The organism is Photorhabdus khanii NC19 (genome assembly GCF_000517265.1).
Taxonomy (GTDB): domain Bacteria; phylum Pseudomonadota; class Gammaproteobacteria; order Enterobacterales; family Enterobacteriaceae; genus Photorhabdus; species Photorhabdus khanii.
The window spans coordinates 92,256-109,619 of record NZ_AYSJ01000009.1 but is presented as its reverse complement, the minus strand read 5'-3'; the positions used below and the strand labels follow the sequence as shown (position 1 = coordinate 109,619).

At 44.1% G+C, this 17,364-nt stretch carries 18 protein-coding genes and 2 pseudogenes; 10 read left to right on the top strand and 10 right to left on the bottom strand.

The annotated features are described in order from the left end of the window. Positions 1 to 120 precede the first annotated feature (120 nt). From waaA to coaD, 3 genes are read left to right on the top strand one after another with little or no spacing between them, the layout of a single operon-like run. Positions 121 to 1,398, top strand: a complete 1,278-nt coding sequence (gene waaA / locus PTE_RS09370; RefSeq protein ID WP_036845469.1) for a lipid IV(A) 3-deoxy-D-manno-octulosonic acid transferase — start codon at positions 121 to 123, stop codon at positions 1,396 to 1,398. Next, positions 1,399 to 2,172: a glycosyltransferase family 2 protein gene (locus PTE_RS09365; RefSeq protein WP_036845466.1), complete on the top strand. Its 774-nt coding sequence runs from the start codon at positions 1,399 to 1,401 to the stop codon at positions 2,170 to 2,172. Next, positions 2,172 to 2,654, top strand: a complete 483-nt coding sequence (gene coaD, locus PTE_RS09360) for a pantetheine-phosphate adenylyltransferase (RefSeq protein WP_036845463.1) — start codon at positions 2,172 to 2,174, stop codon at positions 2,652 to 2,654. The genes PTE_RS09365 and coaD overlap by 1 nt, the downstream gene beginning before the upstream one ends. 74 nt (positions 2,655 to 2,728) lie before the next feature. On the opposite strand, the gene mutM is transcribed toward coaD, so the two are convergent. After that, positions 2,729 to 3,538, bottom strand: coding sequence for a bifunctional DNA-formamidopyrimidine glycosylase/DNA-(apurinic or apyrimidinic site) lyase (gene mutM, locus PTE_RS09355; RefSeq protein WP_036845460.1), 810 nt, complete (start codon positions 3,536 to 3,538; stop codon positions 2,729 to 2,731). 115 nt (positions 3,539 to 3,653) lie between these two features. Between mutM and rfaL the strand changes: the two genes are divergently transcribed. Further along, positions 3,654 to 4,877, top strand: coding sequence for an O-antigen ligase RfaL (rfaL, locus tag PTE_RS09350; RefSeq protein WP_036845457.1), 1,224 nt, complete (start codon positions 3,654 to 3,656; stop codon positions 4,875 to 4,877). Between the two features lie 56 nt (positions 4,878 to 4,933). On the opposite strand, the gene PTE_RS09345 is transcribed toward rfaL, so the two are convergent. The 7 genes from PTE_RS09345 to radC all read right to left on the bottom strand — a co-directional run bounded on the left by PTE_RS09345 (position 4,934) and on the right by radC (position 11,043). Then, a complete protein-coding gene (locus tag PTE_RS09345) occupies positions 4,934 to 6,109 on the bottom strand; it encodes a glycosyltransferase (protein ID WP_036845455.1) in 1,176 nt (391 codons plus the stop codon). Further along, positions 6,090 to 7,208, bottom strand: coding sequence for a glycosyltransferase family 4 protein (locus PTE_RS09340; protein WP_036845452.1), 1,119 nt, complete (start codon positions 7,206 to 7,208; stop codon positions 6,090 to 6,092). The genes PTE_RS09345 and PTE_RS09340 overlap by 20 nt, the downstream gene beginning before the upstream one ends. Before the next feature lie 7 nt (positions 7,209 to 7,215). Continuing rightward, the gene (locus PTE_RS09335) at positions 7,216 to 8,214 is read right to left on the bottom strand and encodes a glycosyltransferase family 9 protein (protein ID WP_036845449.1); all 999 of its coding nucleotides are present in this window, start codon (positions 8,212 to 8,214) and stop codon (positions 7,216 to 7,218) included. A gap of 186 nt (positions 8,215 to 8,400) precedes the next feature. Continuing rightward, positions 8,401 to 9,522: a glycosyltransferase family 4 protein gene (locus tag PTE_RS09330; RefSeq protein WP_036845446.1), complete on the bottom strand. Its 1,122-nt coding sequence runs from the start codon at positions 9,520 to 9,522 to the stop codon at positions 8,401 to 8,403. 173 nt (positions 9,523 to 9,695) lie between these two features. Then, the gene (gene rpmG / locus PTE_RS09325) at positions 9,696 to 9,863 is read right to left on the bottom strand and encodes a 50S ribosomal protein L33 (protein ID WP_010847629.1); all 168 of its coding nucleotides are present in this window, start codon (positions 9,861 to 9,863) and stop codon (positions 9,696 to 9,698) included. Positions 9,864 to 9,874: 11 nt separating this feature from the next. Continuing rightward, entirely contained in the window at positions 9,875 to 10,111 is a 237-nt protein-coding gene (gene rpmB / locus PTE_RS09320) for a 50S ribosomal protein L28 (RefSeq protein ID WP_004265123.1), read from the bottom strand. 239 nt (positions 10,112 to 10,350) lie between these two features. Next, entirely contained in the window at positions 10,351 to 11,043 is a 693-nt protein-coding gene (gene radC / locus PTE_RS09315; protein WP_036845443.1) for a RadC family protein, read from the bottom strand. A 197-nt stretch (positions 11,044 to 11,240) separates the two neighbouring features. Between radC and coaBC the strand changes: the two genes are divergently transcribed. The 5 genes and pseudogenes from coaBC to PTE_RS26465 all read left to right on the top strand — a co-directional run bounded on the left by coaBC (position 11,241) and on the right by PTE_RS26465 (position 14,693). Next, positions 11,241 to 12,458 carry a bifunctional phosphopantothenoylcysteine decarboxylase/phosphopantothenate--cysteine ligase CoaBC gene (coaBC, locus tag PTE_RS09310; RefSeq protein WP_036845441.1) on the top strand — a complete coding sequence of 406 codons (1,218 nt, stop codon included), beginning with the start codon at positions 11,241 to 11,243 and terminating at the stop codon, positions 12,456 to 12,458. After that, the gene (gene dut / locus PTE_RS09305) at positions 12,436 to 12,894 is read left to right on the top strand and encodes a dUTP diphosphatase (protein WP_036845438.1); all 459 of its coding nucleotides are present in this window, start codon (positions 12,436 to 12,438) and stop codon (positions 12,892 to 12,894) included. Before coaBC ends, dut begins: the two co-directional genes overlap by 23 nt. Positions 12,895 to 13,010: 116 nt before the next feature. After that, a pseudogene (slmA, locus tag PTE_RS09300) lies at positions 13,011 to 13,583 on the top strand (nucleoid occlusion factor SlmA); the annotation flags it as partial. A gap of 8 nt (positions 13,584 to 13,591) precedes the next feature. After that, positions 13,592 to 13,864 (top strand): hypothetical protein, encoded by a 273-nt coding sequence (locus tag PTE_RS26470; RefSeq protein WP_245219036.1) that lies wholly within the window; start codon positions 13,592 to 13,594, stop codon positions 13,862 to 13,864. A gap of 667 nt (positions 13,865 to 14,531) precedes the next feature. Next, positions 14,532 to 14,693, top strand: coding sequence for a hypothetical protein (locus tag PTE_RS26465; RefSeq protein ID WP_245219034.1), 162 nt, complete (start codon positions 14,532 to 14,534; stop codon positions 14,691 to 14,693). A gap of 44 nt (positions 14,694 to 14,737) precedes the next feature. Here PTE_RS26465 and pyrE read toward each other — a convergent pair. Continuing rightward, positions 14,738 to 15,377, bottom strand: a pseudogene (pyrE, locus tag PTE_RS09290) (orotate phosphoribosyltransferase). Between the two features lie 81 nt (positions 15,378 to 15,458). Further along, a complete protein-coding gene (gene rph / locus PTE_RS09285) occupies positions 15,459 to 16,175 on the bottom strand; it encodes a ribonuclease PH (protein ID WP_036845432.1) in 717 nt (238 codons plus the stop codon). A gap of 125 nt (positions 16,176 to 16,300) precedes the next feature. On the opposite strand from rph, the gene PTE_RS09280 reads away from it, so the two are divergent. After that, positions 16,301 to 17,164, top strand: a complete 864-nt coding sequence (locus tag PTE_RS09280; protein ID WP_036845429.1) for a YicC/YloC family endoribonuclease — start codon at positions 16,301 to 16,303, stop codon at positions 17,162 to 17,164. The last annotated feature ends 200 nt before the right edge of the window (positions 17,165 to 17,364 follow it).

Below are 17,364 nucleotides of genomic sequence, written 5' to 3'. Positions count from 1 at the left end.
CAAAAAGCCTAATTTCCCGTTCTTATTCTGTTCAGATCCTAGAGGCTATACGCATTTTCATACTTTCTTTGAAGCAGTGTGATACTATTGGCGCTAATTTATATAAATGAATTTGATAGAATGTTACTGCGTTTATATCAGGTACTTCTCTACCTTATCCAACCTCTGATTTGGTTGCGTTTATTACTTCGCAGCCGCAAGGCTCCTGCTTACCGTAAACGTTGGGGTGAACGTTATGGTTTCTGTGCCGGTAAAGTTGCCGCTGGAGGCATTCTGCTTCATTCCGTGTCCGTGGGTGAGACGCTGGCTGCAATCCCTTTAGTTAGAGCTTTACGCCATCATTACCCTTTTTTACCGATTACAGTGACGACGATGACACCAACGGGCTCAGAAAGAGTCCTCTCCGCGTTGGGAAATGATGTCAATCACGTCTATTTGCCATACGATCTTCCCGGCTCCATGGAACGCTTTCTCAATCAAGTTAATCCAAAGTTAGTCATCATTATGGAAACAGAACTTTGGCCTAATCTGATTTTTCAACTCCACCAACGTAACATTCCTCTGGTTATTGCTAATGCCCGTTTATCTACACGTTCAGCCGCGGGATACCAGAAAGTAGGTAATTTCGTAAAAATAATTTTGCGAAAAATTACCTTGATTGCGGCTCAGAATCAGGAAGATAGCGAACGTTTTATTGAACTGGGTTTGAGGCGCTCTCAGCTGGCTGTCACCGGTAGTTTGAAATTCGATATCTCAGTAACGCCTGAATTAGCAGCTAAAGCCGTGACATTACGACGCCAATGGGCTGCTCGCCGTCCTGTCTGGATAGCGACCAGTACTCATGATGGAGAAGAGAGCATTATTCTGGATGCTCATTGCAAGTTGCTAAAACAATGTCCAAATCTGCTACTGATTCTAGTGCCACGCCATCCTGAACGTTTTACTAAAGCTGAAGAATTAACAAAGAAAGCCGGACTAAGTTATATTCTTCGCAGCTCCGATAAAATTCCTGACGCCAATATTCAGGTTGTTATCGGTGATACTATGGGTGAGCTGATGCTGCTCTATGGTATTGCTGATCTGGCTTTTGTTGGTGGCAGCCTGGTCGAACGTGGTGGGCATAACCCACTGGAAGCCGCCGCCCACGCCATTCCCGTGTTGATGGGCCCACATACCTTTAACTTTAAAGATATCTGCGCCAAACTGGATCAGGCTAATGGTCTGATTACCGTTACGGATAGCCAGTCTTTGTTCACCGAAATCAATAGCTTACTAACTGACGAAGATTATCGCCTGTACTATGGCCGCCACGCAGCGGAAGTATTACATGAAAATCAGGGAGCGCTTCAACGTCTGCTTAAATTACTGGAACCCTATCTCCCGCCCCGGAGCCACTAAATGAATGAGAGAAAGCGCCTTTCCGTTGTCATGATTGCCAAGGACTCAGCGGATCTGATAACAGATTGCCTGGCCTCAGTCAGTTGGGCTGATGAGATCGTTGTGCTTGATTCTGACAGTTCAGACGATACCTGCCAGATAGCACAGGCGATGGGGGCAAAAGTATTTTCTAATATTCACTGGCCGGGGTTTGGCCATCAGCGTCAACTGGCTCAACAATACGCTTCCGGCGATTATATTTTTATGATTGATACCGATGAGCGTGTAACGCCAGAACTGAGAGTATCCATAGAGCAAGTTCTGGCACATACTGATGACAACAAGGTCTATAGTTGTGCCCGCCGGAATCTGTTTCTTGGCCGCTTTATGCAACACAGCGGCTGGTACCCGGATCGAGTTATTCGCCTCTACGCCCGCAATCGTTACCAATACAATAATAATCAGGTTCATGAATCCCTTGAAACTCATGGAGTTCCGGTTGTTATTTTGAAAGGGGATTTACTCCATCTTACTTGCCGTAATCTGATGGAGTTTCAGACAAAACAACTGAATTACGCTAAAGCATGGGCAAAACAACGCCATGAACAAGGTAAACAGTGCAGTTATTTTTCGATTTTCAGCCATACTTTTGGCGCTTTCTTTAAAACCTGGCTGTTGCGTGCTGGCTTTCTTGATGGTAAACAAGGGTTAGTACTGGCGATTGTCAACGCTCAATATACGTTTAATAAGTACGTCGCATTGTGGGAAAAGAGACAACAAAAGGGTAAAAATTGATGACAACCAAAGCTATTTATCCCGGAACATTTGATCCTGTTACCTACGGGCATATTGATATCATCACACGCGCCGCAGGCATGTTTAACCACGTTTTGTTTGCTATTGCCAATAGTGCCAGAAAGAACCCAATGTTTACTCTGGATGAGCGCATTAGCTTAGCGAAAGAAGTGACCTCACATCTAAATAATGTAGAAGTGGTCGGTTTTTGTGAATTGATGGCTAATTTCGCCAAAAAACAGCAAGTAAATGTTCTTATCCGTGGTCTTCGTTCAGTATCTGACTTTGAGTATGAATGGCAGCTCGCAAATATGAACCGCCACTTTATGCCTGAATTAGAAAGTGTCTTTTTACTGCCATCACAAAATCTCTCGTTTATATCTTCATCCTTGATTAAAGATGTCGCCCGCCATGATGGCGATATCTCATCATTCCTGCCAGAACCTGTTGCGCAAGCAATGCTAAAAAAACTCGGTAAGTAATTTACTGAGCTCACTGGGAGCGACGCACTGTAGGATCTCTCCCTTACTACGCCTCCCCAACTCTCCGATATCAACTAAAACTGGCAGCGACGACAAAAGAAAGTACTGCGCTGCCCAAGTTTGATACTTTCTATTTTCTCACCACAAATCCGGCATGGCTCTCCTGCCCTGCCATAAACAAACAGTTCCTGAGCAAAATACCCCGGCTTACCATCAGATTGCAGGAAATCCCTGAGCGTTGTTCCCCCCTGCTCAATAGATCGTTGCAGGACCTTTTTAATCGTTTCTGCTAGTAAATCTGCCTCACGCTCAGTTAATGTATGTGCCGGGCGATCAGGCCGAATATGGGCAGTAAACAATGCTTCATTCGCATAGATATTACCGACACCGACAACCAGTTTATTATCCATTAACCAAGGCTTAATCAATGTTTTTTTACTACTTGATCGAGTGTAGAGATAAGAGCCGTTAAAATCATTAGAAAGTGGTTCAGGCCCCAAATGCGTTAATACTGAGCACTGATTGAGATCATCACTCCATAGCCACGCTCCAAACCGTCTTGGGTCGGTATAACGCAAAACCTTGCCGTCTGCCATAACTAAATCTACATGATCATGTTTTTCAGCAGAACGTTCCTCCGACAAGATCCGTAAGCTGCCCGACATACCCAAATGGACAATAATCCAACCATCAGCCAATTCAATCAGCAAATATTTGGCCCGGCGTTGAACACTGAGCACAAGCTGATCACTCAGCTTCATAATTTCTTCCGCTACCGGCCAGCGTAACCTCCCATTCCGGACTACCGCATGTTGGATCACGTTCCCTACCAGATGTGGCTCTATTCCTCTCCGGCTGGTTTCTACCTCTGGTAGTTCTGGCATGATAATAACTCCTGTATTATGTCTGTTTGTTTCAACTCTATTGCATCTCAGCAGATTAAGATAATCTTTTCATGTATCATTTCCAACCAAGTTCAACAGAAATGAAAACCGATTGATGAATATTTTTAATCTTAAAAGTTGTAATAAAAAATCATTATGGAATTTATCCCTTATTGGGATTTATATAGCCCTTGTTTATCTGCCTGATATAACAAGATATAAAAACCTGGTTATTATCCTGATTGGCATTACCGCGCTGACCTATCTGGTAACAGATTTTCGTCAGGTAATGCACTCTATGCGTAATTCGCTATTTCTATCCATTCTGTTATTCATCTTAGCAATGTTCTACTCAGTCGCGATTTCAGTCGATCCCACATTGAGTTTTCAAGAGATGAATAAACCTATTCTAAATGGATTGCTGCTGTTCAGTTTTACTTTTCCGGTTGTATTGTACAACGAGAATAAAGAAAGCATTGCCAAGATGATTCTGTTCTCATTCGCCATGGGGATGCTGGCAATATGTCTGACTGATATCGGTAGATACATTATTAACTACAATCAGGGTGAAATGCCTTTCACCGGCTATAGCCACCGGGAATTTTCTTACGGTTTTATTTTCTATTTCCCAATTTTACTCTGTACCTGGGCATTGTGGAAAAAGCATACCTTAGTTAGCTGGCTGATATTGGCTATTGCTTCAGCTATCAGCCTGTTTCTGTTGTTAGGTACCTTAACCCGTGGTGCCTGGGTAGCTGCTGTTGTTATAACGACCTTTATCATCACTATTAACCGGGAATGGAAACTAGTCATAGCAGCAGGTTTAAGCCTTAGCCTCTTAGTTGGGGTTATTCACACCACTATGACACATTATTCAGATATTAAATTACTATTTTGGAAACTCACCCAGACAGATAGCAGCCATCGCTATACCAATGGCACCCAAGGAGCTGCTTTTGAGTTAATTCTGGAGAATCCAATTAAAGGCTATGGTTATGGCAATAAAGTCTACCATAAGGTCTACAACGAACGAGTTGCTGACTATCCAGACTGGATATTTCGTACATCTATCGGCCCTCATAATATCTTTCTGGCACTCTGGTTTGCTGGTGGAATCATCGGCCTGATCACAACTTTGTTGATGACCATCTCAGCGCTGCACACAGGTAGTCATATTATTAGCCGTAACAACGAAATAGTGAGGCAGGCAGGAGTTATTCTGCTAACTGGATTTATCGGACTATTTATTGTCCGTGGAGCTTTTGAAAATACCTATATCAATGAGATAGGTATTTTATTTGGTTTGATGATTGCGCTATATAAAAAGAAAAGTGACTAACAAAATATCCCAGCCATATCATCAGTGGCTGTATACGACCATCTCCACACCGATTATTATGCAGAAATATCCTTTGATATTGTCTGCATAATAAGCCTGGCCCGCTTATCCCAGTTAAGACGCTCTGTTACCAGCATTTTTGCATAACCGACTTGCGCTTTAACTCTCTTTGGATTGTCTCTTAATGACTGGATTTGCTGGGCAAAACTTTCCGCATTCTCACTGTCAGCAAAACTGACCGCGTTTTCATCAACCACATCACGAATAGAAGGAAAATCGGAAATAACTACAGGTTTACCCATCGCCATATACTCAAATAACTTCAGTGGTGAGGTATAGCGGCTGCCAATGCTGGTTTTAGTTAATGGCAACAGACAAATATCATTATCTGCAATTATCTGGAAACGCAATTTAGGCTGAACAAACCCAAGAAAATTGACTCGGTCACAAACACCAATCTGCTGGGCAATCTGCTGTAGCTGTTGAATTTGTTCTGGTTCACCTCCAGCAATATTCAGTGCTGCATTTTCAAGATAACTCATCGCCTTAATCGCCGTCGGAACCCCCTTCCAATGATGCAAACTGCCCAGATAAAGAATCTGAGTTGGGAATTCACTCTTAGTTGATGCAAGTTTATTTGATGACATCGACTCTGCTGCCAGCATATCCACACCATCTGGCGCAATAACAATAGATGTATCGACATGATATTCACTAATAATGTCATCACGCAGTAGCGAGGTCAGAACAAAAACAACCCGGGACTGGCTATAAACAAAGTGCTCGGTTTCTCTCAACTTCTGATATTTACGCTGATTTTTATTTTTACCTAAATCATGTGACTCCTTAAATGACTGAGCAAAAATCTCATGACTTTCGAAAAACAGCGGAATTTCTGGGTGTTTACATAATAGATACTTCGCAATTTTCAGATTACGGGTAAAAACGGCGTTTACCTCATTCTTGCTCAACCAGCTGGAAACCTGAAAATAGAACATCTTTTGGGTATTCAACGGAAAATACCATTTACGCCGGATATTGCGTAACGATATCAGTTTAGCTGATGATGATAATGAGCGCCCAAGTATCTCCTCTACGGTATTTTTACCTTCAGGCACAACCAGATAAACATCCGCCCCCTGACGAGCAAACGCATCAACATTTTGCAGAATTTGTAGTGATGCAACCCGATAATCAGGAACCGGGTAGGGATCAATATAGGCAATCTTCATTGTTTATTGCTTTCAGTAAACGATTTGCTGAATGTTCCCAGGTATACATTGTTTCAATCCGCTGGCGAGCTGCTTTTCCCATTCTTTGCCCTCTGTCTGGCTGAGACAATAAAAAATTAACTGCATCGACAATGGCTGAAACATCCCCAGGCGTGACCAAAATACCTGACTTATTCTCGTTACCGACAACTTCCGGTATGCCTCCGATATAACTGGCAATAACCGGTCTGCCACACGCCATAGCTTCCGCGATTGTTATTCCAAACGCTTCATCACCAATACTTGGGAAGATCCCCGCATCACCAGCAGCATAATATTCAGGCAATTGATCATGTCCTACAGGTGGGTGAAAAATTACCTGTTTTTCCAGTCGCAGTACTGCAACCCGTTTTTTCAGACGTTTTAGATCTTCACCCACTCCGATAATCAGTAATTTAACATCTTTATCCTGTAGCTGAGCCATTGCATCAATCGCCACATGCATACCTTTCCAACCAACCAAACGCCCGGCAAAGGTCAGCAAAAATGTTTTATCACTGATTCCAAGACGAGTTCTGACAGAAGAGTCAGCCGGCCTGAATTTATTAATATCAACGCCATTGTAAATAACCTTTGGGAATTGTTTAAAATGGTGCTGAATCTGCCAGGCATTAAAATGACTGCATGCCACCCAGGCTGAAATTCGTTTACTCAGCGTTCTGTCACCCTTGAAGAAACTGGTACCGCCGCTCATATAACAAAACTTAGTACGACTCCCTTTTGGCATCATTCGTGGCCAGAAAAAATCAAATGGCTTAGTCAGAATAATCCAGTCAAAATCTTCAGTAATAACCGTATTTCGGGCATGACGGGCAAGCGAGTAACGTTCAATAATACGCTGAAAACGCCGGCCGATATTAATCACTTTCTCTCTGGGAGTGAATGGAAAAGTATGGATCCGTATTGCTCTTCCATTTAGCTCTGGCCGGACATCACCCACTCCACCCAAAATATGGATCTCATGACCGGCATCAGTCAGCGCTTTCGCAAGTTCCCAGACTGCCGTCTGAATGCCACCGTAAGACATAGTCACAGTGACATCAACTAAACCTATTTTCATCTGTTTATTACCCTGCTGACTTGGTTGCCAATAATTTCTGAGTTGCCTGCCAGACTTGCTCAACAGATATAGCAGACATCGGATCTTCACGTGTGGCTTGCATATAATGAACGGGATGTTCAATAACCACCAAATGTGTATGCTGTTGAGGCGCTAAAAAACGGCCCGGATGAAAACTGTGATACATCGCAACCATCGGGATACCTAATGCACCAGCTAAATGTGTCGGCCCAGTATCAACACCAACGTACAAATCAAGTTTGCTCATCATTGCCGCATTTTGTCGCATTGTCAGTCTCCCTACCAGCGAAGTACATTTTTCAGCACCGAGTCTTTCTGCCAATGATTGAGCCACAATTTCACCATCAGTGCTGCCTAATAACATAATATGCGAATGTGGATAACCGCGATAAATGTATTGCGCTAATTGATAAAAATGTTCAACCGGCCAGTCACGATAAGCTTTTGCCGGGAAACTTTGTAATTGAAAACCAATCAGGAGCTTATTATCCAAATGATGCTGCCGCATAAAATCATCGGCAAAACGTAGTTCCCCTTCACTAACACAATAATTCAACCGCCAGTCACTCACCTCAACATCTATCGCATTAGCAAGCATCGCCCGCTCTTGCTGAGCTGGCACCAATACTTCTGGCTTTTTCACTACTATCCAACCCGATTGCAACGAAGATTCATCTGAAAATGAAACTGTTAAGTGTGATTTGCGTTTTGCATACTGTAATAACGGTTTATCATCGCTATATACTAAAGCCAAATCATAATGTTTACCGGTAAACCAACCACACCATTTTGCCTTGCCTTTTGAAAAAGCAGTCAATCTATTGATATCGCCTATATTTTCAAGGATCTGTTTGGTTCTTTTATGCGCCATAACATCAATATTCGCACCAGGCCACTTCTGTTTTAAAGCACGAAGAACCGGTGTCACCAGTAAGGTATCACCGAAACGCGCTATGATAATGACCAGAATATTTTTGATTTGCATAAGACAATTATCTGATTAATCTGCTATAAAATTCAACAAAATATACAACAAAGCTTTTTTGTATGCTATCGCTCGGGGCAGGATAATTAAACTACAATCAACTTTATAGCCATTTAATATCAACAAATTACTTTTCGTCCAGAACCATAAATCAAAGGATAGCACCGAGAATAATCTTAAAGAATGTTAATACTTTTCACCTTTAAAGCTGTGAAAAAAGATCTTTTCCATTTTATCTAGCATATTATCCATTCCAAATAAAGCAATTGCCCGCTCTAATGAAGAATGACTGAATTGCAAGCGCAGTTCATTATTATGAATCAACAACTCTAAACTTTCTGTCAATAGCGCTGCGTTTCTGGGTTCCACGATATAACCCGTTTCACCATCAACTACCGCTTCGGTAATTGCACCAACCGAGGTTGACACGACAGGTATCCCACACGCCATCGCCTGCATAATCCCTTGTGGCACGCCTTCATTACCAAAAGAAGGTAATGCAAATAAATCCATCGCATTCAGGCAATCAGGAACATCCCGGCGGTTACCTAAAAAAATGACACTATCCGACAAACCTTCTCGCTTCACTAAAGGTTCCAGTGATTTACGTTGTGGGCCATCACCAACAAACAAAAGCTGCCAGTCAGGATATTTCTGGTGTAAAACCTTCCAACTTTCTAACAGATAACGATGCCCTTTCCAAGTTCTCATCGTCGCAACAACACCTAATGTCGGTTTATCCTTAATACCGATCCGCTGACGGCAAACTTTCTTATCTTCCGGCCGGAAACGATCTAAGTTGATACCAGTGGGTACTGATGTCATATGTTGTAATGGATAACGATTATTGGCATGTAAATGCTGACGTAGTTTTTCACCGGTAGTCGCAATATGCCGGCACGCTTTCAGATATAACCAACGAGTTGTCATTGAATTAGAAACCTGGGTTGATACATGCCGGGTTCTGACCATCGGCGGCATATGCCTCAACGTTGCACAAGCCAAAGCAACCAACCATGAATCTGTCGAGCTGTGTGTATTAATAACGTCAAACTGACGGCCTTCTTTTTTCAACCAATTACGCATAGCAAGAAAGCTGGACCGACGTTTTTTCTCAATAGGCAAGGCTACAACCGGCACATCATAAGATTTTGCTTCACGGCAGATGTTAGAACTTGGACAGCAAACAATAACCACCTTGTGCCCACGTTTTATCATTCCCTGGGATTCCGTCAGAATACGGATTTCCTGACCTCCCCAACCACAAGAAGATTCTGTATGTAAAATATTTAGTTTTTCTTTAGCCATTTCGGTTCCCTATCCAGCCTGCCGGAAGGTGTTAGTATAGCGAAACAGCATTTTACGTCTATGAATAACCGGATATATATGAAACGCTGAGAAGAATGAGTGAATATTGACTATAAAATCTATAGGCAACAAAAAACCCAGCCGAAGCTGGGTTTTTATCAAATCAACCAAAATTATTTAATCTTAGCTTCTTTGTACATTACATGCTGACGAACAACTGGATCAAACTTTTTCATTTCCAGTTTCTCAGGCATGGTGCGCTTGTTCTTCGTAGTGGTATAGAAGTGACCAGTACCAGCTGAAGAAACGAGCTTGATTTTATCGCGAATACCTTTAGCCATTTTTCAGCTCCTTAGTACTTCTCACCACGGGTACGAAGTTCAGCCAAAACTGCATCGATACCCTTCTTATCAATCACACGCATACCTTTAGCAGATACACGCAGAGTTACAAAGCGCTTCTCGGACTCAACCCAGAAACGGTGGGAATGCAGGTTAGGCAGAAAACGACGCTTAGTCGCATTCAATGCGTGAGAGCGGTTGTTACCACTCATCGGGCGTTTGCCAGTAACTTGGCAGACTCGGGACATGTCTATTCTCCAAAAATCAAATCAGCTCGAGCTTTGTATTGGGTATGGCCGCCTCGTCAGGCTTAGGAGCCCATCTCAGCAAATTCTACTGAAAAGACTCACATTTACTCAGAAAATGTGCTGAGATAGGCTCTTCTCGCCAAACCAAAGATCCTCAAAGGTGGCGTAGTATACGCCCTCAATCGCTGACGCTCAAGTCCCGCACAACTAAAGATCCCCAAGGATCTTGAAAAAGTTGGCTAAATCCAGCCTCGCTCAGCAAATGAAACACAACATTGCCGGCCAATAACCAGATGATCCAATACTTGTACACCAACCAGATTACAGGCATTAATTACTTTGTCTGTGACAATCTTATCCGCCAGGCTAGGCTCTGCATGACCCGATGGGTGATTATGAGCCAAAATAATAGATGAAGCATTCACCTTTATCGCCGATCTGACAATTTCACGAGGATGAACTTCAACTTTATTGATTGTGCCTTTAAACATCTCCTCATGACAGATAACTTTATTCTGATTATTGAGAAACAACACAACAAATATTTCCCTGTCACGCCCTGATAACAGGTTTTGCAAATACTCTTGAGTCACACTTGGGCTGCTCATAATATCTTCGTGAACAAACTGACTGGAGAAAAAACGTTTTGCCAATTCTGCAATAGCCTGCAATTGTGCATATTTGGCTAATCCCATCCCTTTATGAGAACAGAAAGTGTCATAATCAGCAGAGAGTAAATGGTACAAAGACCCAAATTCCTTCAGCAAGAATTCAGCCATCTGCAAAACCGGAAGCCCTCTGGTCCCGGTGCGCAGAAAAATAGCCAGTAGCTCCGTATCCGTTAAAGAAACTGAACCATATGCCAGCAATTTTTCTCTGGGAGCTAAATTTGAATATATTTCTTCTGTATTTTCAGCAATGCCAACTTCCATATATTCATCTCCCTGCCCTGTTTCATCTGATACAAACAGTATTCCATGCCTTAAAAATAAGGACGAACGTCATATTCATAAGCTGCGTAGCCGCTCGCAAACTTACCCTTTTTCACTATCAAAGTTCAGACTATCCTCAACTCTGTAATCTCTTGTGATAAAATCCAGAACCCTTGCAACTTAATATTCGGACAACCATGATGGCAGGACTTTCCGGCAAACAGATTGTGCTCGGTATTAGCGGAGGGATTGCCGCTTACAAAACTCCCGAACTGGTACGCCGCCTGCGTGATCGCGGTGCACAGGTACGTGTAGTGATGACACCGGCAGCAGAAGCGTTTATTACCCCACTGACGTTGCAGGCAGTTTCCGGTTACCCCGTCTCCGACGACCTGTTAGATCCGGCAGCAGAAGCTGCGATGGGACATATAGAACTTGGCAAATGGGCTGATCTCATTATTCTCGCCCCAGCTACGGCTGATTTACTGGCTCGTCTGGTAGTTGGTATGGCAAATGATCTGGTGACAACTGTCTGTCTGGCTTCCCCGGCACCCGTTGCCGTGTTACCCGCGATGAATCAACAGATGTTTCGTGCTCAGGCAACACAACATAATCTCAAGATCCTTGAAGAACGGGGGATTCTCCTGTGGGGCCCAGACAGTGGCAATCAGGCTTGTGGTGACGTTGGCCCTGGTAGGATGTTGGATCCAATGGCGATTGTTGAACTGGCTGAACAACATTTTCAAGCAAGCCAGGACTTAACTCACCTAAAACTTGCTATTACCGCCGGACCAACCCGTGAAGCACTGGATCCCGTCCGTTTTATCAGCAATCACAGCTCCGGCAAAATGGGGTTTGCCATCGCCCAAGCCGCAGCGGCGCGGGGCGCAGAAGTCACCCTTATCACAGGCCCCGTTAATTTATCGACCCCACCGGGTGTCAAACGAATCGACGTAACCAGCGCCTTAGAAATGAATGAACAAGTACTGGCGGTAGCTGGGTTACAGAATATTTTTATTGGTTGTGCTGCGGTTGCAGATTACCGCGCTAAACAAATTGCCCCAGAAAAAATTAAAAAACAGGGCGAAGAAATTACTTTCACTCTGATTAAAAACCCTGACATTGTTGCCAATGTAGCCACAATGCAAGAAAATCGCCCTTTTGTTGTTGGATTTGCGGCTGAAACCCAGAATGTGGAAGAATACGCACGTAAAAAACTGAACCAAAAACATTTGGATCTGATTTGTGCGAATGATGTATCCCTTACTGGTCACGGCTTTAACAGTGATACTAATGCACTACATTTGTTCTGGCATGAGGGGGATATCCGCTTACCTCATAGTAATAAGTTATTACTCAGCCACCATTTATTAGACGAGATAGTCAGACGCTATGATGAAAAAAATCGACGTTAAAATCCTTGACCCACGTATCGGGCAGGAATTTCCTCTGCCAACTTACGCGACTCCCGGCTCCGCAGGTTTAGATTTGCGGGCTTGCCTCGACAACGCGGTAGAACTGGCTCCCGGACAAACTGAACTTCTTCCGACCGGGCTTGCCATTCATATTGGCGATGAGCAACTGGCAGCGGTTATTCTGCCCCGTTCAGGCCTTGGACATAAACATGGCGTCGTTCTGGGTAACCTGGTTGGTTTGATTGATTCTGATTATCAAGGTCAGCTGATGGTTTCTGTCTGGAACCGCAGTGATAAAACTTTCACTATCGAACCGGGCGAACGTATTGCTCAGATGGTTTTTGTACCCGTCATTCAGGCTGAATTCAATCTGGTAGAAGATTTTGAAACCAGCGAAAGAGGCAGCGGTGGTTTTGGTCATTCTGGTCGCCAATAAGTCTCTATAAAACCTAATATCATTAACTAATTATCATATTCTTTGCTCAAAATACCCTTGGGCAAAGAATTGCTGATTTGTTTATTTTACTGTTCTTATCAGAGGTTTTGTCAGACATGGCAGAAAACGAAAATACGAAGAAAAGAAACAGGCGTGAGGAGATTTTGCAAGCCCTTGCGCATATGTTGCAATCCAGTGATGGCAGCCAGCGGATAACCACCGCTAAACTGGCCGCCAATGTAGGCGTTTCCGAAGCTGCGCTGTACCGGCATTTTCCCAGTAAAACCCGGATGTTTGACAGCTTGATCGAGTTTATTGAAGACACATTAATTTCACGGATTAACCTGATTCTACAAGACGAAAAAGACACCATTACTCGTATCCGTCTGATATTGGTTCTGATTCTGGGCTTTTCAGAAAAAAACCCTGGTCTGACCCGCATCATGACAGGACATGCTCTGATGTTTGAACAAAATCGGCTGCAAGGGCGCATAAATCAATTATTTGAACGAATTGAAGTACAGATCCGTCAAGTTTTAAAAGAGAAAAAATTACGTGATGGGCAAGGTTTCAGTTATGATGAGTCGTTATTAGCTTCCCAATTACTGGCGTTTTGTGAAGGGATGCTATCACGCTTTGTTCGCTCAGAATTCCACTATCGCCCAACACAGGAATTTGAAGCGCGCTGGGCAGTGTTTTGGCTCAGTTACATAAGCTATTCTACTACTCACCCCGCCCGTTATTGGGCATAGGTATCTACACAATTCTCGTCAGAAATGGTATTAATATTCAGTATGCTTTCAACTTTTCTATCACCGGGCTCGATGCCCGGCTCAACCGTCGATATCAATCTTTGGTTAAACAACATATGACTCCTGCCGCTTCCCTTGCGCCGGCGATTAAAGATATCGCCAGTGCCCAGAAGACGACCTTTGCCCCACTCAGGCGTCTGGCGTTTTCTCAACAATGACCGTATTTCATTTAGCCAGTTAATCAGCCGATGATTGAACTGGCCCGACAGGGCATCGCTCAGAGTTCCCATGCTTATGCGTTGGTGGTTCATGACTGGTCTCGCTTACAGTTTGCCTCACATCCGCATAAAGCCCAGCGTCTTCAGATGACCCATGCCCGGGATATCGGTTATGAGCTGCAAACCAGCCTGCTGGTTGATGCCGCTTCCGGTCTGCCAATCGCCCCGGTGGCACAGTCACTGACGGACAATACCGGATGTCACTCGACGCTGGATGAGAACCGGCTTCCCCAGGAAACGCATCTGGATGCGTTGACAGCCAGTATCAACCAGATTGAAGCCCTGGAACTGGGTAAAACATTGATTCATGTGATTGACCGGGAAGGTGATTCGGTGGNATNTNNTNGCCCATTGGACCGCTTCAATGAAGGTGGGAGAGGAAATGGGTCCATCTGAGGTGGTTTAATGGTAAAGCTGGTTGTGGAACAGCGAATCGTTTTTTAAGGGGATAAAGGGGCAGGGTCATGATGTGGAGTCCGGGTGGCAAACCAGAAGGGGAATGGTGCTACGGGGGGTTTTAAAGGTGAGTATGGATATTGTGGGCATGGGTCGTTTACAGAGAGGAAATGATGAAGAGAACATCAGGGCAAGGTGATTAAGGCCAGTCATGAACCACCGTCAACAGAAACGGGGGCGACGAGAAAGCGCCCCGGCTATTCCAGTTCAATTATCGGTGGAGCTAAACACGTTACAGTTGTTGTGGGAATACTGGGCAGAGGAACTGACCCGGTTAGCCGCAAGTGTGTTAGGTCAGTTGCACGATGTGTAGATACCTATGCGTTATTGGGGGAGGGGTTTTTTTAAAGCTTACTGTCAGATACCGTACTGCTCACGATATGCTTTCACTGCATCCAGGTGATCTTTCATCTCTGGCTGACTAGCTAAATAACTAATCAAACATTCAGGGTAATAATGGAAAACACTTGCAACCGTAATCCCTTTCAACTTCCTGAATTGCCGAGATTTCCCCCTTCCCTCGCTCCTGACGATCAAGACAAATCATCACGCCGGCAAGAGTCGCATTATGCTGCTTGATAATCTCCATGGATTCACGGATAGCTGTGCCTGCGGTAATAACATCATCAACCAGAACAACATTTCCTTTAAGTGGACTACCGACCAAAGTGCCACCTTCACCATGATCTTTAGCTTCCTTACGATTAAAACAATACGGCATATTAATATCATAGTGATCTGCCAATGCAACCGCCGTTGTTGTTGCAATTGGGATCCCCTTATAAGCTGGTCCGAACAACAAATCACACTGAATACCGCTATCCAACAATGTTGCCGCGTAAAAACGCCCGATTAACGCCAAATCACGCCCGGTATTAAACAGCCCGGCATTAAAAAAATACGGGCTTTTACGTCCTGATTTCAGGGTAAATTCCCCAAACTTCAGCACCTGTTTTCTTAGCGCAAGCTCAATAAATTCGCGCTGATAGGCTTTCATTGGTGTTTCTCCTCTTATTTAGTTTGGTTATCCGCTACACGACAGACACAAAAAAGGCGACAATTACGTCGCCTGATCAACTTATTGTTTCAACGCATTTCTCTGCGCTTCAAAAATGTCCTCTAATCCCCCCTTGGCAAGGGCCAACAAGGACAACAATTCATCATGACTAAACGGCTCGCCTTCCGCAGTGCCTTGCACTTCAATCATCCGGCCATCTTCCATCATCACGACGTTCATATCAGTTTCAGCGGCTGAGTCTTCCACATATTCCAGATCGCAACGGCCTTCACCATCCACAATACCGACAGAGACCGCAGCAACCATTGATTTCAGTGGACTTTCTTTTAGCTTACCCGCTGCAACTATTTTATCCAGCGCATCAACCAGCGCCACACAAGCGCCCGTTATAGAAGCTGTGCGGGTACCACCATCAGCCTGGATCACATCACAATCCAGAGTAATGGTGTATTCACCTAGTTTTTTCAGATCAACAGCGGCGCGCAGCGAACGGGCGATTAAACGCTGGATTTCCATAGTACGCCCCCCCTGTTTTCCTCTGGCTGCCTCACGGGCATTTCGGGTATGAGTAGAGCGCGGTAACATGCCATATTCAGCCGTAACCCAACCTTGTCCCTGACCTTTCAGGAAACGGGGAACCCCTTCTTCAACGGATGCATTACATAACACTTTCGTATCCCCAAACTCCACCAGAACCGAACCTTCCGCATGCTTAGTGTAATTACGGGTTATAGTGATAGGGCGCACTTGCTCTGCCGCTCTTCCTACTGGGCGCATAGTGTTATCTCCGTTGTTAAATCATTATTGGGGGCGCATTATACGGCCTAACAGGGCTAATGCCTATCCTGCATCTACAACGAGCGTTATAATCCCTTAATCTTTTATTTAAATGGGAACGAATCATGATTCGTAGTATGACTGCTTTTGCACGGCACGATATCAAAAGTGAATGGGGCAATGCGGCTTGGGAACTGCGCTCCGTTAATCAGCGTTATTTAGAGACTTATATCCGCCTGCCAGAACAATTCAGAAGCTTGGAACCGGTGATCCGTGAACGCATTCGTTCCCGTCTGACTCGCGGAAAAGTTGAGTGCAACCTGCGTTTTGAACTGGACTCACGCATTCAAGGCGAACTCATTCTAAATGAAACTTTAGCGAAACAGCTGGTAAATGCAGCGAATTGGGTTAAACAACAGAGTAATGAAGGTAAAATCAATCCTGTTGACATCCTACGCTGGCCAGGTGTCATGGCAGCGGAAGAGCAGGATTTGGATGCTATCAGTACCCAATTGCTGGAAGAGCTGGAGAAAACACTGGATGCTTTTATTCAAAGCCGTGAAACCGAAGGGACTGCACTTAAGACCATGATTGAACAGCGTCTGGACGCTGTCACCGAAGAAGTCAGTAAAGTTCGCCAGCAAATGCCTGAAATCATGCAATGGCAACGGGAACGTCTACAAACCAAACTGGAAGAAGCTCAGATACAGCTCGAAAATAACCGACTTGAGCAAGAATTAGTTTTGTTGGCTCAACGCCTTGATGTGGCGGAAGAATTAGATCGCCTCGACGCCCATGTTAAAGAAACCCACAATATTCTGAAGAAAAAAGAGGCCGTCGGCCGTCGTCTGGATTTTATGATGCAGGAATTTAACCGCGAGTCTAATACTCTAGCATCTAAATCTATTAATGCCGATATCACCAATTCCGCTATTGAATTGAAGGTGCTGATTGAGCAGATGCGGGAGCAGATTCAAAACATCGAGTAAGTTTTCAGGCGAATTCACAAAGTCCCACGACACCTCACCACCATCGCTAAGTCCGCGTAATTGCGGACTTTTTTAATACTATAAAGTCTCATATAATATCACCACAGCAAAGATATTATTGGAATGATGTATGGCGAAATTAACGGATATACAAATCAAAGCATGGATAACGATTTGATGGGCGTTCTGATGATAATGGA

What these genes read in the sequence shown, in the direction of transcription:
- PTE_RS09365 (WP_036845466.1), top strand. Translation starts at nt 1,399, where the DNA reads ATGAATGAGAGAAAGCGCCTTTCCGTTGTCATGATTGCCAAGGACTCA.
- rfaL (WP_036845457.1), top strand. Translation starts at nt 3,654, where the DNA reads ATGAATATTTTTAATCTTAAAAGTTGTAATAAAAAATCATTATGGAAT.
- PTE_RS09345 (WP_036845455.1), bottom strand. Translation starts at nt 6,109, where the DNA reads ATGAAGATTGCCTATATTGATCCCTACCCGGTTCCTGATTATCGGGTT.
- PTE_RS09340 (WP_036845452.1), bottom strand. Translation starts at nt 7,208, where the DNA reads ATGAAAATAGGTTTAGTTGATGTCACTGTGACTATGTCTTACGGTGGC.
- rpmG (WP_010847629.1), bottom strand. Translation starts at nt 9,863, where the DNA reads ATGGCTAAAGGTATTCGCGATAAAATCAAGCTCGTTTCTTCAGCTGGT.
- dut (WP_036845438.1), top strand. Translation starts at nt 12,436, where the DNA reads ATGATGAAAAAAATCGACGTTAAAATCCTTGACCCACGTATCGGGCAG.
- radC (WP_036845443.1), bottom strand. Translation starts at nt 11,043, where the DNA reads ATGGAAGTTGGCATTGCTGAAAATACAGAAGAAATATATTCAAATTTA.
- PTE_RS26465 (WP_245219034.1), top strand. Translation starts at nt 14,532, where the DNA reads ATGAACCACCGTCAACAGAAACGGGGGCGACGAGAAAGCGCCCCGGCT.
- coaBC (WP_036845441.1), top strand. Translation starts at nt 11,241, where the DNA reads ATGATGGCAGGACTTTCCGGCAAACAGATTGTGCTCGGTATTAGCGGA.
- waaA (WP_036845469.1), top strand. Translation starts at nt 121, where the DNA reads ATGTTACTGCGTTTATATCAGGTACTTCTCTACCTTATCCAACCTCTG.
- PTE_RS09330 (WP_036845446.1), bottom strand. Translation starts at nt 9,522, where the DNA reads ATGGCTAAAGAAAAACTAAATATTTTACATACAGAATCTTCTTGTGGT.
- PTE_RS09280 (WP_036845429.1), top strand. Translation starts at nt 16,301, where the DNA reads ATGATTCGTAGTATGACTGCTTTTGCACGGCACGATATCAAAAGTGAA.
- rph (WP_036845432.1), bottom strand. Translation starts at nt 16,175, where the DNA reads ATGCGCCCAGTAGGAAGAGCGGCAGAGCAAGTGCGCCCTATCACTATA.
- mutM (WP_036845460.1), bottom strand. Translation starts at nt 3,538, where the DNA reads ATGCCAGAACTACCAGAGGTAGAAACCAGCCGGAGAGGAATAGAGCCA.
- rpmB (WP_004265123.1), bottom strand. Translation starts at nt 10,111, where the DNA reads ATGTCCCGAGTCTGCCAAGTTACTGGCAAACGCCCGATGAGTGGTAAC.
- PTE_RS09335 (WP_036845449.1), bottom strand. Translation starts at nt 8,214, where the DNA reads ATGCAAATCAAAAATATTCTGGTCATTATCATAGCGCGTTTCGGTGAT.
- coaD (WP_036845463.1), top strand. Translation starts at nt 2,172, where the DNA reads ATGACAACCAAAGCTATTTATCCCGGAACATTTGATCCTGTTACCTAC.